At 58.1% G+C, this 15,954-nt stretch carries 11 protein-coding genes and 1 tRNA gene; all 12 read left to right on the top strand.

Annotation, left to right across the window (positions count from 1 at the left end; translation table 11 throughout):
* The first annotated feature begins 31 nt into the window (after positions 1-31).
* The 12 genes from WD823_RS10570 to fusA all read left to right on the top strand — a co-directional run bounded on the left by WD823_RS10570 (position 32) and on the right by fusA (position 15,885).
* Positions 32-107, top strand: a tRNA-Trp gene (locus WD823_RS10570).
* 28 nt (positions 108-135) lie between these two features.
* Entirely contained in the window at positions 136-477 is a 342-nt protein-coding gene (gene secE, locus WD823_RS10565; RefSeq protein WP_368429463.1) for a preprotein translocase subunit SecE, read from the top strand.
* Positions 478-490: 13 nt separating this feature from the next.
* Positions 491-1,024 (top strand): transcription termination/antitermination protein NusG, encoded by a 534-nt coding sequence (gene nusG / locus WD823_RS10560; RefSeq protein WP_368429462.1) that lies wholly within the window; start codon positions 491-493, stop codon positions 1,022-1,024.
* Between the two features lie 125 nt (positions 1,025-1,149).
* Positions 1,150-1,581: a 50S ribosomal protein L11 gene (gene rplK / locus WD823_RS10555; RefSeq protein ID WP_368429461.1), complete on the top strand. Its 432-nt coding sequence runs from the start codon at positions 1,150-1,152 to the stop codon at positions 1,579-1,581.
* 1 nt (position 1,582) lies between these two features.
* Positions 1,583-2,266 (top strand): 50S ribosomal protein L1, encoded by a 684-nt coding sequence (gene rplA, locus WD823_RS10550; RefSeq protein WP_368429460.1) that lies wholly within the window; start codon positions 1,583-1,585, stop codon positions 2,264-2,266.
* Between the two features lie 387 nt (positions 2,267-2,653).
* A complete protein-coding gene (rplJ, locus tag WD823_RS10545) occupies positions 2,654-3,181 on the top strand; it encodes a 50S ribosomal protein L10 (protein ID WP_368429459.1) in 528 nt (175 codons plus the stop codon).
* A gap of 40 nt (positions 3,182-3,221) precedes the next feature.
* On the top strand, positions 3,222-3,596 hold the full coding sequence (gene rplL / locus WD823_RS10540) for a 50S ribosomal protein L7/L12 (RefSeq protein ID WP_368429458.1): 375 nt from the start codon (positions 3,222-3,224) through the stop codon (positions 3,594-3,596).
* Between the two features lie 173 nt (positions 3,597-3,769).
* Positions 3,770-7,864 carry a DNA-directed RNA polymerase subunit beta gene (gene rpoB / locus WD823_RS10535; protein ID WP_368429457.1) on the top strand — a complete coding sequence of 1,365 codons (4,095 nt, stop codon included), beginning with the start codon at positions 3,770-3,772 and terminating at the stop codon, positions 7,862-7,864.
* A 73-nt stretch (positions 7,865-7,937) separates the two neighbouring features.
* On the top strand, positions 7,938-12,152 hold the full coding sequence (gene rpoC / locus WD823_RS10530; RefSeq protein WP_368429456.1) for a DNA-directed RNA polymerase subunit beta': 4,215 nt from the start codon (positions 7,938-7,940) through the stop codon (positions 12,150-12,152).
* Positions 12,153-12,763: 611 nt separating this feature from the next.
* Positions 12,764-13,138 carry a 30S ribosomal protein S12 gene (rpsL, locus tag WD823_RS10525; RefSeq protein WP_368429455.1) on the top strand — a complete coding sequence of 125 codons (375 nt, stop codon included), beginning with the start codon at positions 12,764-12,766 and terminating at the stop codon, positions 13,136-13,138.
* 130 nt (positions 13,139-13,268) lie between these two features.
* Positions 13,269-13,739 carry a 30S ribosomal protein S7 gene (rpsG, locus tag WD823_RS10520; RefSeq protein WP_368429454.1) on the top strand — a complete coding sequence of 157 codons (471 nt, stop codon included), beginning with the start codon at positions 13,269-13,271 and terminating at the stop codon, positions 13,737-13,739.
* A 43-nt stretch (positions 13,740-13,782) separates the two neighbouring features.
* Positions 13,783-15,885 carry an elongation factor G gene (fusA, locus tag WD823_RS10515; RefSeq protein ID WP_368429453.1) on the top strand — a complete coding sequence of 701 codons (2,103 nt, stop codon included), beginning with the start codon at positions 13,783-13,785 and terminating at the stop codon, positions 15,883-15,885.
* Positions 15,886-15,954: the final 69 nt, after the last annotated feature.

The raw sequence follows: 15,954 nt of genomic DNA, 5'->3' as shown, positions 1-15,954 counted from the left end.
ACTTGTAACTTGCTACTTGTAACTGATTTATAGGCCAGTAGCTCAATTGGCAGAGCGGCGGTCTCCAAAACCGCAGGTTGGGGGTTCGAGACCCTCCTGGCCTGCCAAACGGCTGGCAACGAAGGATTTTTTGTAGTGACTGCGGACAAACTGAAATTGATTCTCGCGGTGCTGCTGATGGCGGGCGGCATCGGGGGATTCTATTATTTTGGCGACAAGCCGGACTTGGTCCGGGTGGCGATCATACTGGCGGCGGCCGGGCTGGCGGTGACAGTGACCGCCGTCACGGAGCAGGGCCGGAGCGCGTGGGAGTTTTTCAAGGGCGCGCGGCTCGAACTGCGCAAAGTGATCTGGCCGGCGAAAAAGGAAACCGTGCAGATTACCCTGATCGTGTTCGTCATGGTGATCCTGGTGGCCATTTACCTGTGGGTGATTGACTGGGGTTTGCACAAGGTCGTTCGGGCGGTAATGGGATAGGAGTGGAAATTCAATGACGATGCGCTGGTACGTGGTGCACACCTATTCCGGTTTTGAAAAACAGGTGGTGCGATCGCTCAAAGAACACATCCGCAACGCCGGCAAGGAAGACAAGTTTGGCGAAATTCTGGTGCCGACCGAAGAGGTCGTGGAGATGAAAAGCGGCCAGAAGCGCACCAGCGAGCGGAAATTCTTTCCGGGCTATGTGCTCGTGAAAATGGAAATGGACGACGAAACCTGGCACCTCGTCAAGGACGTGCCCAAGGTCAGCGGTTTTATCGGCGGTTCGGGCAACAAGCCAACGCCGATCACCGACAATGAGGCCGACGCTATCCTGCGGCAGGTGCAGGAAGGCGTGGAGAAGCCGCGCCCGAAGTTCTCATTCATGGCCGGCGAGCAGGTGCGCGTCATCGACGGGCCGTTTCAGGATTTCAACGGCACGGTCGAGGACGTCAACTACGAGAAAAACAAGCTCAAGGTATCGGTCTCTATTTTCGGTCGACAGACGCCGGTGGAGCTCGAATTTTCGCAGGTGGAGAAGGCTTAAAGGCAGAAAAAAGAGGAAAGAAAAAAGAGAAAAGTTTTTTCACTTTTTTCTTTTCACTTTACTCTTTTCTCTGAGTCTAACAGCAGGGAGGCCGACACGGCCGTTCAAACCCGCAGGAGTGAAGCGTGGCAAAGAAAGTAACAGCATATATTAAGTTGCAGGTGCCGGCCGGGTCGGCCAATCCGTCTCCCCCGGTGGGACCGGCGCTCGGGCAACATGGCCTGAACATCATGGAGTTCTGCAAGCAATTCAATGCACAGACCCAGAAGATGGAAAAGGGGTTGCCCACCCCGGTGATCATCACGGTTTTCAGCGACAAGAGTTTCACCTTTATCACCAAGACTCCACCGGCGTCGGTATTGATCAAGAAGGCACTGGGTCTTGAGTCCGGCAGCGGCAATGCCCTCAAGGAAAAGGTAGGCAGGCTGTCCCGAAAGCAACTCGAAGAGATCGCCAAAATCAAAATGCCGGATCTCAACTGCTATGATCTCGATACCGCGGTGAAGATCATAGCGGGTAGCGCACGCCAGATGGGCGTGGAATGCGAGGGGGTGTGACATGGCCAGCAAGCGCATGAAAAGCCAGCTCGTAAAACTGGATCGTATGAAGAATTATCCGCTCGACGAGGCCTTGAAGATTCTGAAGGCCACGGCGAGCGCCAAATTCGACGAGTCGGTCGATATCGCGGTCAATTTGGGCATCGACGCGAAAAAGTCGGATCAAAACGTCCGCGGCACGGCGGTGATGCCTCGCGGCACCGGTAAAAAGGTGCGCGTGGCTGTGTTCGCCGAAGGCAACGCCGCCGAGGCGGCGAAACAGGCCGGTGCCGACATCGTCGGCTTTCAGGATCTCGCGGACCAGATCAAGCAAGGCAAGATCGATTTCGACCTCGCCATCGCGACACCCGAGGCCATGAAAATCGTCGGACAATTGGGCCAGATTCTCGGTCCACGAGGGCTAATGCCGAACCCGAAGGTCGGTACCGTCACGCCGAATGTGGCCAAGGCCGTCGAAAGCGCGAAAGCCGGTCAGGTGCAGTACCGGACCGACAAGGCCGGTATCGTCCATTGCGCGATTGGCAAGGCCTCGTTCGAAGCCGAGGCGCTCAAGGAGAATCTCATGTCGCTCATGGCGGCACTGAACAAGTCCAAGCCGGCGAGCGCGAAAGGCGCGTTTCTGAAGAAAGTGACGATCTCAACCACGATGGGTCCAGGCATTCGTCTGGATACCTCGGGGCTGTAAACGATTCGGTGCGGTCGGATTTCCAACCGCGATTCGGCAACCGGCAAGCCGGTTGCCGTCTTATCAAGCAACTTTGGGGCAAACCGCGATTGAGTTCTGGCGCGGAATGTTCGTCAAAGACCGCAGGCCCCCGCACCTGTCGCGGGACTTTGGGTTAGTGGCTGTGACAAATAGTTACAGTGTAACGATACCCGAAGCCCGCAGGGACCATGTCCCGCGACAGGTGCGGGGTTAATCGGGAAACCAGCCTGCGCAGACGGTGCCCGATACAGGATTTCCTCCTGAAAGGCCGCCGTATTAGCTGCCCTCACCCCTTGCCCTCTCCCACTTCGCGGGAGAGGGGGAGTCGGTGAGAGACTTCCTTAAATGACTTGGAGGTGACTCATAATGAGTCTGACGTTAGATGAGAAAAAGGCGGTCGTCGCTGAAGTTTCCGCGAAGCTCTCGGACGCCCAAGCAGCGATGCTGGCCGAGTATCGTGGTCTCACGGTTGCCCAGATGACCCTGCTGCGCCGCAAGGCGCGTGACAGCCAGGTCTATCTGCGCGTCGTGAAGAACACGCTCGTGCGGCGTGCCATCGAGGGCACGGGTTTCGAATGCCTCAAGGATCAGATGTCCGGTCCCCTGGCGTTCGCGGTTTCGGCCGATCCCGTGGCGGTGGCCAAAATCCTGAGCGAGTTCGCGAAAGCCAACGAAGCTCTGAAGATAAAGGCCGGTGCCATGAGCGGCAAACTCATTTCCCTGGCCCAAATCGAGGCATTGGCGTCGCTGCCCGGACGCGAGCAGTTGCTGGCTCAGCTCCTCGGCACGATGCAGGCGCCGGTCCGGAAATTCGTCCAGACCTTGAACGAGGTTCCGGCGAAATTTGTCCGGGCGTTGTCGGCGGTACGCGACGCCAAGGCGAAGGCCGCCTGACCGATCAATTCCATACAGATTTTATTCAGGAGATTACATCATGGCTGTTTCCAAAGAAGAGATACTTAATACTATTGCCAGCATGTCAGTGCTCGAGCTCTCTGAGCTCATCAAGGAGATGGAGACCAAGTTCGGCGTCTCCGCCGCCGCCGTGGCGGTGGCCGCTCCCGCTGCCGGCGCGGCCCCCGCCCCGCCCGAGGCCAAGGATGCTTTCGACGTGATCCTGGCCGCCTCGGGCGGTAACAAGGTCGCCGTCATCAAGGCCGTCCGTGCCGTGACCACCCTGGGTCTGAAAGAAGCGAAGGACCTGGTGGAAGGGGCACCGCAGACCGTGAAGGAAGCCGTGCCCAAGGCCGACGCCGAGAAAATGAAGAAAGACCTCGAGGCTGCTGGCGCCAAGGTTGAGCTTAAGTAAATCTAGATGCCGCTATTCGTACATCCGTTGTCGACGGATGTTCTTTATCGCTTTCCGTGCGGATCGCGAGGGAAACCGTGTTGCCGTTGGTAATTCAGCATGCGTATCAGTCAGCCGTCACCGGTGACGCCGACCTGTCTTGTTGTTTCTCTACATAGAGAGCTGAGGAAAGTATGACCTATTCATTTACCGAGAAGAAACTCATCCGCAAAAATTTTGGCAAACGCCCTGGCGTTCTGAAGGTTCCGTACCTGCTCGAGATACAGAAGCAATCCTACCGTCAGTTCCTGCAGGCGGAGACACCGCCGGAGCAGCGGATCGACCAGGGTTTGCAGGCCGCCTTCAAGACGGTGTTTCCGATTGAAAGCTACAACGGCAACGCGGCGCTGGAATTTGTCACCTACCGACTCGGCGTCCCGGCATTCGATGTCAAGGAATGCCAGCAGCGCGGTCTGATTTATGCCGCGCCGCTCCGGGCCCTGCTGCGTCTGGTGGTATTTGAAAAAGACGAAGCCACCGGCACCAAGACGGTTCGCGATATTAAGGAACAGGAAGTCTACATGGGTGAAATCCCGCTGATGACGGACAACGGGACATTCATCATCAACGGCACCGAGCGCGTCATCGTCTCCCAGTTGCATCGTTCTCCCGGCGTGTTTTTCGAGCACGATTACGGGAAGACCCATTCCTCGGGCAAGCTTCTGTTCTCCGCGCGCGTGATTCCCTACCGCGGATCATGGCTTGATTTCGAATTCGATCCCAAGGATTACTTGTACGTGCGCATTGACCGGCGACGCAAGCTGCCGGCGACGATCCTGCTGCGCGCGATTGGCATGATCACGCAGGAAATTCTTGCGACTTTCTTCGAGGCCGATACTTTCCATTTTGTGAAAAATGAAATCCGCATCGACCTGGTGCCCGCGCGTCTGCGCGGCATGCAACTGGATTTCGATCTGAAGACCCCGAAGGGTGAGGTCATCATCGAGGCTGCCCGCCGCATTTCCGGCCGGCATGTCCGCGACCTGGAAAAAGCCAAGCTCAAACAACTGACCGTCGAACCGAGTTTTATCATCGGCCGATCGCTCGCCGAGGACATGATCCATCCCCAGACCGGCGAGCTGCTGGCACAGGCCAACGACCTGGTGTCGAAGGATCTGATCGACAAGCTGTTTGAAGCCGGGATCGGTCAGGTTAAAACGATTTACACCAACGATCTCGACCAGGGGTCGTTTATCTCCGATACGCTGCGGCTGGATCTGACACGCGACCCGCTCGAGGCGCAAATCGAAATCTACCGCATGATGCGCCCGGGTGAACCGCCGACGCGCGATGCCGCCCAGACTCTGTTTAATAACCTGTTCTTCAGCCCCGACCGCTATGACCTGTCGGCCGTTGGACGCATGAAATTCAACCGCCGCGTAGGCCGCGGTTCCGACGAGGGTCCGGGCATCCTGACCAAGGAAGACATCGTTGACGCGATGAAAATCCTGATTGAACTCAAGAACGGCAAGGGTGAGATCGACGACATCGATCACCTCGGCAACCGCCGGGTACGATCGGTGGGCGAACTCGCCGAAAACCAGTTCCGCGTGGGCCTGGTACGCGTGGAACGTGCCGTCAAGGAGCGGCTCTCGCTCGCTGAATCCGAGGGTCTGATGCCGCAGGAACTGATTAACGCCAAACCGGTCTCGGCCGTGATCAAGGAATTCTTTGGTTCCAGCCAGTTGTCGCAATTCATGGACCAGACCAATCCGCTCTCGGAAATTACCCATAAACGTCGCGTGTCGGCGCTCGGACCCGGTGGCCTGACGCGCGAGCGCGCGGGTTTTGAAGTGCGCGACGTGCATCCGACCCATTACGGTCGCGTGTGCCCGATCGAGACGCCGGAAGGCCCGAACATCGGCCTGATCAATTCGCTGGCCGTCTACGCGCGAACCAATGAATACGGCTTTCTGGAGACTCCGTATCGCCGTGTGGTGAATTCCAAAGTTACCGATGAGGTGCATTACCTATCGGCGATTGAGGAAAGCAAATTCGTGATCGCCCAGGCCAACGCCACGCTGGATAGTCGCGGACACCTGATCGACGATCTGGTTTCCTGCCGTTACCGGAACGAGTTTCTTCTGTCTACCCCGGAAAAGGTGGAATACATCGATGTCGCGCCCTCACAGATCGTGTCCGTGGCGGCTTCGCTGATTCCGTTTCTTGAGCACGACGACGCCAACCGCGCGCTCATGGGTTCAAACATGCAGCGCCAGGCGGTGCCGACGCTGAAAACGGAAAAGCCGCTGGTCGGCACCGGGATGGAACGCATCGTGGCGATCGATTCGGGCGCCACGGTCGTGGCGACCCGCGGCGGGGCGGTGGACTCCGTCGACGCTTCACGCATCGTGGTCCGCGTCAATGACGACGAGACCAAGCCGGGCGAAGTCGGCGTGGACATCTACAATCTGACCAAATACCAGCGCTCGAACCAGAATACCAACATCAACCAGAAACCGCTGGTCAAAGTGGGCGACGTCATCGCCAAGGGTGACGTGCTGGCCGACGGCCAGAGCACGGACATGGGCGAACTTGCCCTCGGCCGGAATATTCTGGTCGCGTTCATGCCGTGGAACGGTTACAACTTCGAGGATTCGATTCTCATTTCGGAACGCGTGGTAGAGAAGGATTATTTCACCACGATTCATATTGAAGAACTGCAAACCGTGGCGCGCGACACCAAGCTGGGGCCCGAGGAAATCACGCGCGATATCCCGAACGTGGGAGAAGCGGCGCTCGGCAAACTCGATGAATCGGGCATTGTCTACATCGGCGCCGAAGTGGACGCGGGCGACATACTGGTGGGCAAGGTCACGCCCAAAGGCGAGACCCAGCTGACCCCGGAAGAAAAACTGCTGCGCGCGATCTTTGGCGAAAAGGCCTCGGATGTCAAAGACACATCCTTACGCGTGCCTTCCGGAATTTCCGGTACCGTCATCGACGTGCAGGTATTCACCCGCGAGGGCGTGGAAAAGGATGCCCGTGCCAAAAGCATTGAGGAATCCGAACTCGCCAGAATCCGCAAGGACCTCGATGACCAATTCCGTATCCTGGAAAATGACGCCTTCGCGCGCCTGGAACGGCAGTTGATCGCCAAGGTCGCCGACGGCGGCCCGGCGGGCCTGCAGAACGGGGACAAGATCACCAAGGGTTATCTGGAAGAACTCCCGCGTAACAAGTGGTTCGATATCCGCCTGAAGAACGAGGAGGCCTCGCAGGCGCTGGAGCAGATCCGCGGTTATCTCGCGAAGCAGAAAGATCTGTTCGACCAGAAATTCATCGAAAAGAAGGTCAAGCTGACTTCGGGCGATGACCTTGCCCCCGGCGTGCTCAAGATGGTCAAGGTGTACGTGGCGGTGAAGCGACGCCTGCAACCGGGCGATAAAATGGCCGGACGGCACGGCAACAAGGGCGTCATTTCCCGCATTGTGGCGGTGGAGGACATGCCCTACGTGGCGGACGGCACACCGGCGGACATCGTGCTGAATCCGCTGGGCGTGCCCTCGCGCATGAACGTCGGCCAGGTGCTCGAAAGCCACCTTGGCTGGGCGGCGCATGAACTCGGGGCGCAGATCGGCGCCATGCTGGACGAAAGCCGCCGAGTGGAGGAGTTGCGACGGTTTATCGACAGGATTTATAACCAGATCGGGCGTAATGGCCGTCGTGAAGACATCAAATCGCTGACCGACGATGACATCATCGAGCTTGCCACCAACCTGCGCCAGGGGGTGCCGGTGGCGACCCCGGTATTCGACGGTGCCTCTGAAGAGGAAATCAAGGAGATGCTGATCATGGCGGGCTTGCCGCCTTCCGGTCAGACCACGCTCTGGGACGGACGCACGGGAGTCCCCTTCGACCGGCCGGTGACCGTGGGCTACATGTACATGCTCAAGCTCAATCACCTGGTGGACGACAAGATGCATGCGCGTTCCACCGGCCCGTACTCGCTGGTGACGCAACAACCGCTGGGTGGCAAGGCCCAGTTCGGCGGCCAGCGTTTCGGGGAAATGGAAGTCTGGGCGCTCGAAGCTTACGGCGCCGCTTACACGCTGCAGGAGATGCTTACGGTCAAATCCGACGACGTCACCGGACGCACCAAGATGTTCGAGAACATCGTCAAAGGCGACCATCGCATGGAACCGGGAATGCCGGAATCCTTTAACGTTCTGGTCAAGGAGATTCGCGCCTTGGGAATTGACATGGAATTGGAGCAGGAAAAAGAGTAAGCCCCGGAGATACAACGTACCGGAACCGGAATTATCAACTCAGTTTGCGAATCAGTTCGCAGGAGACACTAACTTGAAAGACTTGTTCAATCTTTTCAAGCAGCCAGGAAAGTCGGAAGATTTCGACGCCATCCGCATTGGGCTCGCCTCACCGGAAAAAATCCGCTCATGGTCGTACGGGGAAGTGAAGAAACCGGAAACCATCAACTACCGGACGTTCAAGCCGGAACGCGATGGCCTTTTCTGCGCCAAAATATTCGGACCCGTCAAGGATTACGAATGTCTGTGCGGCAAATACAAGCGTCTGAAACACCGTGGTGTTATCTGCGAGAAGTGCGGTGTGGAAGTCACGCTTTCGAAGGTGCGTCGTGAGCGCATGGGCCATATCGAGCTGGCATCGCCGGTGGCCCACATCTGGTTCCTGAAAAGCCTGCCTTCACGCATGGGGCTCATGCTCGACATGACGCTGCGTGATATCGAACGCGTGCTCTATTTCGAAGCCTATGTCGTGATCGATCCGGGCATGACCCCGCTGGAACGCAGCAGCCTGCTTTCCGAGGATGCTTACCTCAATGCTATCGAGCAGTACGGTGACGAGTTTGACGCCCGCATGGGCGCCGAGGCCATCCGTGCCATGCTCAAGTCCGTCAATCTGGATGAGGAAGTGGCCAAGTTGCGCGCCGATCTCGATGGCACCACTTCCGAGACCAAGATCAAGAAACTGACCAAGCGCCTGAAAGTGCTCGAGGCGTTCCTTTACTCCGGAAACAAACCGGAGTGGATGGTGCTGGAGATTCTTCCGGTGCTGCCGCCGGAGCTGCGTCCGCTCGTACCGCTCGACGGTGGGCGTTTCGCCACCTCCGATCTCAATGATCTCTATCGGCGCGTCATCAACCGCAACAACCGTCTCAAGCGCCTGCTTGATCTCAATGCGCCGGATATCATCGTGCGCAACGAGAAGCGGATGCTGCAGGAAGCCGTCGATGCGCTGCTCGACAACGGTCGGCGCGGGCGTGCCATCACCGGCGCCAACAAACGCCAGCTGAAATCGCTGGCTGACATGATCAAGGGCAAACAAGGCCGTTTCCGCCAGAACCTGCTGGGGAAGCGCGTGGATTACTCCGGCCGTTCCGTGATTGTCGTGGGACCGACGCTGAAGCTGCACCAGTGCGGTCTGCCGAAGAAGATGGCGCTCGAACTGTTCAAGCCGTTCATTTTCAGCAAGCTCGAATCCAAGGGTCTCGCGACCACCATCAAGGCCGCCAAAAAGATGGTGGAGCAGGCCGGACCCGAAGTCTGGGATATTCTGGAAGAGGTGATTCGCGAGCATCCGGTGCTGCTCAACCGCGCCCCGACTTTGCATCGTCTGGGCATTCAGGCGTTTGAGCCGATCCTGGTCGAAGGCAAGGCGATTCAGCTGCATCCGCTGGTATGTGCGCCCTATAACGCGGATTTCGACGGCGACCAGATGGCCGTGCATATCCCCTTGTCGGTCGAGGCGCAGCTCGAGGCGCGCGCCCTCATGATGTCCACCAACAATATTCTGTCCCCCGCGAACGGCGATCCGATCATCGTGCCCTCGCAGGACATCGTGTTGGGTCTCTATTACATGACGCGTGAACACATCAACGCCCAGGGCGAGGGCAAGGCCTTTGCGGACGTGGCCGAGGTGCATCGCGCCTACAACAGCCATCAAGTGGCGCTGCAGGCGCGCATCAAGGCGCGCATTCGCGAAGTGACAATCGATGAAAATGGCAAGCGCCGCGAGACGCGCAAGCTTTGTGACACCACGGTCGGACGCGCATTGATGTCCGAAATCCTGCCCGAAGGGATGCCGTTTGAACTCATCAATCGGGTGCTGAAAAAGAAGACGATTTCCGAGCTGATCAACTCCTGTTACCGGCGCGTGGGATTGAAGGAGACGGTAATTTTCGCCGACCAATTGATGTACACCGGTTTTGCTTACGCCACGCGGGCGGCGGTGTCATTCGGTATGGACGACATGATCATTCCCGCTGAGAAAGCGGATATCATCGGACAGGCCGAGAGTGAGGTGAAGGCGATTCAACACCAGTACGCCTCGGGTCTGCTCACCGATGGCGAACGTTACAACAAGGTCGTTGATATCTGGACGCACACTTCGGAACGTGTTGCCAAGACCATGATGGATCAACTTGGCAGTGAAGAGGTCACGGACTCCCAGGGAAAGAAGGCCAAACAGGAATCATTCAATTCAATCTTCATGATGGCGGATTCCGGCGCGCGCGGCAGCGCGGCACAGATTCGCCAGCTTGCCGGCATGCGCGGATTGATGGCTAAACCCGACGGCTCGATTATCGAGACGCCTATCACGGCTAACTTTCGTGAAGGCCTGAACGTGTTGCAATACTTCATATCGACGCACGGAGCGCGCAAGGGGCTCGCCGACACCGCACTGAAGACCGCCAACTCGGGATATCTGACGCGTCGCCTGGTGGACGTTTGCCAGGATCTAGTCGTGACCGGAGAAGACTGCGGCACGACAGAAGGCGTGGCCAAGTCAGCATTGGTGGAGGGCGGTGAAATCGTGATCGCGCTGCGCGACAGGATTCTCGGCCGGGTTGTGATCGGCGATATACGCGATCCCAGCAATGACAAGAAAATATTGATACCGGACGGCACCGTACTCGATGAGCACGCCGTAACGCTGCTCGAGGAACGGAGTATCGACCAGGTTCTCGTGCGTTCGCCGGTTACGTGTCAAACGCGATACGGTGTGTGCCGCATGTGCTATGGACGCGATCTTGGCCGCGGACATCCCGTCAATCTGGGCGAGTCCGTGGGGGTGATCGCCGCGCAATCGATCGGCGAACCGGGCACGCAGCTCACCATGCGCACGTTTCATATCGGCGGGGCCGCTTCACGCGCCACGGCGGTTTCGCGCATCGAGGTGAAAACCTCGGGTATTGCCCGGCTCAAGAACCTCAAGGTCGTGAAGCATGCGAGCGGAAACTATGTCGCGGTGTCGCGCTCGGGCGAACTGATCGTGCAGGACGAGCAAGGTCGCAACCGCGAACGTTACAAACTTCCCTTCGGCGCGGTACTTTCGGTGCATGACGGATCGAAAGTCAAAGCCGGCGCCGTCGTCGCGAACTGGGATCCCCACACGCATCCCATCATCACCGAGGTGGCGGGCAAGGTTACCTTCAGTGATCTCGTCGACGGCGTTACCGTGAACAAGCAAACGGATGAGATCACCGGTTTGTCCACTTATGTCGTACTGGATGCGAAGCATCGTGCCGGGACCAAGGACATCCGGCCGGTGATCACGCTGGTGGACGGCAAAGGCAGGCCGGTGGCGATACCTGGAACGGAAATTCCGGCCAAATACATGCTGCCCCCGGGCGCCATCATCACCGTGGAAGACGGCACCAAGGTGGGTGTGGGTGATGTGCTCGCGCGTATTCCGCAAGAATCGATAAAAACCCGCGATATCACCGGCGGTCTGCCGCGTGTCGCGGAACTCTTCGAGGCGCGCAAGCCGAAGGATTTTGCGCTTCTGGCTGAGATCAGCGGCGTGGTTTCCTTCGGCAAGGATACCAAGGGCAAGCAGCGGCTTATCATCAACGATAAGGACGGCGTGGAGCACGAGTACCTGATCCCGAAAGGCCGTCACATCACGGTATTCGAAGGCGAGACCGTGGAGCAGGGCGATGTCATCGTCGAAGGCGCCCCCGTGGCTTCCGATATCCTGCGACTGCTCGGAGTGGAGCCGCTCACAAACTACATTGTGAATGAGATCCAGGACGTGTATCGGTTGCAGGGCGTGAAGATCAATGACAAACACATCGAGGTCATAGTGCGCCAGATGCTGCGCAAGGTGCGTATTATCGACTCCGGTGACACGCGTTTCCTCCCGGGCGAGCAGGCCGACCGTGTGCGGATATTCGAGGAGAATGAAATCATGGCGGCACAGAAAAAGCAGCCGGCGACTTTCGAGCCGCTCCTGCTCGGCATCACCAAGGCCTCTCTGTCTACCGAGTCGTTTATCTCGGCAGCCTCGTTCCAGGAAACCACGCGTGTGCTTACCGAGGCGGCCATTACCGGGAAAATGGACCTGTTGCGCGGCTTGAAGGAAAACGTGATTGTGGGTCGATTGATCCCGGCCGGGACGGGTCTGGCCTATCATCTGGAACGCCGGCGCCGGCGTGGCGAAGCCAAGCAGGAAGCCAGGGAACTGCAGCAATCCCTGACAACCGGGCTGTCCGGCAAGGCCGCGCGCAGCGGTGGCGAGGCCGTGGGTACCTGATATCCCCGCTGTCAGGATTCCGCGCGCGCGGGTCCCGGATAACCCCAAGATATAGGGGTAACACCAGGCGTCACTTCATGGATCGGACCACTTCAGAAGTGACCAAGGAACAGCGCCAGTTTTCAAAAAAGCCGTGAAAAATGGCCGCAAAACGCCGTGAACGGCTTGACACTTTGTGGGTGTATCCCTAGAATCGCGCCCCTCAGAACAGGCCGGAGATCCGCCGGCCTGTCTTTGTTGAAGCCTCTAAAATGCTCCATCCTGACGATTTCGCCGGGAGCGAAATCTGGCGACCGCCGGTCCCCCAAAGGATGTGAAGTAGCGGGACATGTAATTCGTCTAGAGGTATTCAGGAAATCCGGTTAAGCCGTTCAGGCCATGCGCCGAATGATTGGCGCCAACCGCACGACAATATCTCCGTGAGCGCGAAGCAGAACCGGGTTGCGCTGTCTGCGGGTGTAACAACGCTGATGGGACGGCCCAGGACTCCGCGGAGGGAAATGTCGCGTTGGCATTTCGTCAGTTTGGCCACTGGAATACGTGAGACTGCTGCCGTGGCGGCATTCGCAGTCATGGAATGAGAAGTGAAGTCGTCAACCAGATAGAGAACTATGCCGACGATTAACCAGTTGGTTGCCAAAGGGCGCAAGCGCCTGCAGAGCAAGAGCAAGGTGCCCGCCCTCGAGGCCTGTCCGCAGCGACGCGGTGTGTGCACGCGCGTGTATACCACCACGCCGAAGAAGCCGAATTCGGCATTGCGCAAAGTTGCCAAGGTTCGGCTCACGAATGGTTATGAGGTGATCACTTATATCGGCGGTGAGGGACACAACTTGCAGGAACACTCGGTGGTCCTGATTCGCGGCGGGCGCGTCAAGGATCTGCCCGGCGTTCGCTACCATACGGTGCGAGGTTCACTCGATACAGCGGGTGTTACAGACCGCAAGCAGGCCCGATCAAAGTACGGCGCGAAACGTCCGAAAACATAGCTATAAAACATATTTAGATCGGTCATCAACTCGCGCCGCAGTTGATCAGCGGCAGGTACATGACCAGCAGTGCGGAAAGTTGTGTGAAGCATTTATTCACAAACAGTAAACATTCAGGATGAGCTAGCATATGCCGAGACGTCGAGAGGTTCCGAAGCGCGACATCACGCCGGACCCGAAATACCGCAGTGACACGGTGGCGAAATTCATCAACGTGGTGATGCGCAGCGGGAAAAAATCCACCGCCGAGAAAATTGTGTACGGCGCGCTGAACACCATGGCGGAGCGCAGCAAGAAGGACCCGATTGAAATGTTCAATCAGGCGCTGACCAACGTGCGTCCGGTGGTTGAAGTGAAGAGCCGTCGCGTCGGTGGTGCCACGTATCAGGTGCCGGTCGAGGTGCGTTCGGGGCGCCAGACGGCGCTGGCGATGCGCTGGGTGGTGGAAGCCGCCCGTACCCGCAGCGGCAAGTCCATGGCCGCGCGCATGGCGGATGAATTGATGGATGCCGCCGACAAGCGCGGCAATGCCGTAAAGAAACGTGAAGACGTGCATCGCATGGCCGAGGCCAACAAGGCTTTCTCGCATTACCGCTGGTAATCGATTAACCGTTCTTTATATATACAGATAGAGGATTTCAGTCGTGGCCCGTACAACTCCCATCGAACGCTACCGAAACATCGGCATCATGGCGCACATCGATGCCGGCAAGACCACGACCACGGAGCGCATCCTGTTCTACACCGGCGTCTCGCACAAGATCGGCGAGGTGCATGACGGCGCCGCCATCATGGACTGGATGGAGCAGGAGCAGGAGCGCGGCATCACCATTACCTCGGCGGCCACCACCTGTTTCTGGAAGGGCATGGACGGCAAGCTCGACCAGCACCGCTTTAATATTATCGATACCCCTGGCCATGTCGACTTTACCATCGAAGTAGAGCGTTCGTTGCGCGTGCTCGACGGCGCGATTTTTGTGCTTTGCGCCGTGGGTGGCGTGCAGCCGCAATCCGAGACCGTGTGGCGCCAGGCCAATAAATATAAAGTGCCGCGTATCGCGTTCGTCAACAAGATGGATCGTGCGGGCGCAAATTTTCTGAGCGTGGTGAATCAGCTCAAGGAACGTCTCGGCGCCAACGCCGTGCCGCTGCAGCTCCCCATTGGCGCCGAGGAAAACTACAAGGGTGTCGTCGACCTCATCAAAATGAAGGCCGTCTACTGGGACGATTCCACCCAGGGCATGAAGTTCGAGGAAAAGGACATCCCCGCCGAAATGCTCGAGCAGTGCAAGAAATACCGCGAACACATGGTCGAGGTCGCGGCCGAGGCGAATGAAAAGGTGATGGAGAAATATCTCCACGGCGAGGCGCTGACCACTGACGAAATCAAGCTGGGCCTGCGCGAACGCAACCTCAAGCTCGAGATCGTGCCGGTACTGTGCGGCTCGGCTTTTAAGAACAAGGGTGTTCAGGCGGTACTCGACGCCGTCATCGATTTTCTGCCGGCGCCGTCGGAACGTCCGGCGATCAAGGGCCACCAGGACGACAAGGACGGCACCGAAGGTGAACGGCACGCCTCTGATGAAGAACCATTCTCGGCGCTCGCATTCAAGATTGCGACCGACCCGTTCGTGGGCGCGCTGACATACATTCGTGTCTACTCCGGCGTCCTCAACTCGGGTGACACCGTGTATAACCCGGTCCGGAGCAAGAAGGAGCGCATTGGCCGCTTGCTCCAGATGCATGCCAATGAGCGTCAGGAAATCAAGGAAGTTCGCGCCGGTGACATCGCGGCCTGCGTGGGCTTGAAGGAAATCAGCACCGGTGAGACGTTGTGCGATCCGGACAAGGTCATCACGCTCGAACGCATGGAATTCCCCGAGCCGGTGATTTCGCAGGCCGTGGAACCCAAGACCAAGGCCGACCAGGAAAAAATGGGCATCGCGCTGAACCGCCTGGCCCAGGAAGACCCTTCGTTTCGAGTGCACACCGACGAGGAATCCAGCCAGACCATCATCGCCGGTATGGGCGAGTTGCATCTTGAGGTTATCGTCGAGCGCATGAAGCGTGAGTTCGGCGTCGAGGCCAATGTCGGCAAGCCACAAGTCGCGTACCGTGAGACCATCCGCAAGCCGGTGGACCAGGAATACCGCTTCGTCAAGCAATCCGGCGGACGCGGCCAGTACGGTCACGTGGTCATCAAATTTGAACCGCAGGTTCACGGAAAAGGCTTCGAGTTCGTGGATGCCATCAAGGGCGGCGCGATCCCGAAGGAATTCATTCCGGCCGTGCGCAAGGGTGTGGACGAGGCGATGCAGCGTGGCGTCAAATTCGGGTATCCCGTGGTCGACGTGAAAGCGACACTGCACTACGGATCGTTCCACGAGGTGGACTCAAACGAAAATGCGTTCAAGATGGCGGCCATCCTGTGTTGGAAAGAAGCCGGTCAGAAGGGCGATCCCGTGTTGCTCGAGCCCATCATGGACGTCGAGGTTACGTCGCCGGCGGATTATCTGGGTGGTGTAATGGGCGACCTGAACTCGCGCCGTGGCATTATTATCAGCCAGGAAGACGGGCACGGTGGCGTGAAGATCATTCGTGCCGAGGTTCCGCTCGCGAACATGTTCGGGTATTCCACGAGTCTGCGCTCCGCCACCCAGGGACGCGCGACCTACACGATGGAATTCAAGAAATATTCTCCGGTGCCGTCCAACGTCGCCGAGACAGTCATGAAGAAGGCCAGTTAATAAATAATCAAGACGAGGCACACCGATGTCCAAGGAAAAATTCGCCCGCACCAAACCGCACCTGAACGT

The sequence above is a fragment of the Sulfuricaulis sp. genome, assembly GCF_040901545.1.
Lineage (GTDB): Bacteria > Pseudomonadota > Gammaproteobacteria > Acidiferrobacterales > Sulfurifustaceae > Sulfuricaulis.
The sequence above is the reverse complement of the archived record's forward strand: the minus strand, read 5'-3'. Positions and strand labels throughout refer to the sequence as shown.

Bases quoted from the DNA above. Each gene is read 5' to 3' on its own strand.
- nusG (WP_368429462.1), top strand. From the start codon at position 491: ATGACGATGCGCTGGTACGTGGTGCACACCTATTCCGGTTTTGAAAAA.
- rplA (WP_368429460.1), top strand. From the start codon at position 1,583: ATGGCCAGCAAGCGCATGAAAAGCCAGCTCGTAAAACTGGATCGTATG.
- rplJ (WP_368429459.1), top strand. From the start codon at position 2,654: ATGAGTCTGACGTTAGATGAGAAAAAGGCGGTCGTCGCTGAAGTTTCC.
- rplL (WP_368429458.1), top strand. From the start codon at position 3,222: ATGGCTGTTTCCAAAGAAGAGATACTTAATACTATTGCCAGCATGTCA.
- rpoB (WP_368429457.1), top strand. From the start codon at position 3,770: ATGACCTATTCATTTACCGAGAAGAAACTCATCCGCAAAAATTTTGGC.
- rpsL (WP_368429455.1), top strand. From the start codon at position 12,764: ATGCCGACGATTAACCAGTTGGTTGCCAAAGGGCGCAAGCGCCTGCAG.
- rpsG (WP_368429454.1), top strand. From the start codon at position 13,269: ATGCCGAGACGTCGAGAGGTTCCGAAGCGCGACATCACGCCGGACCCG.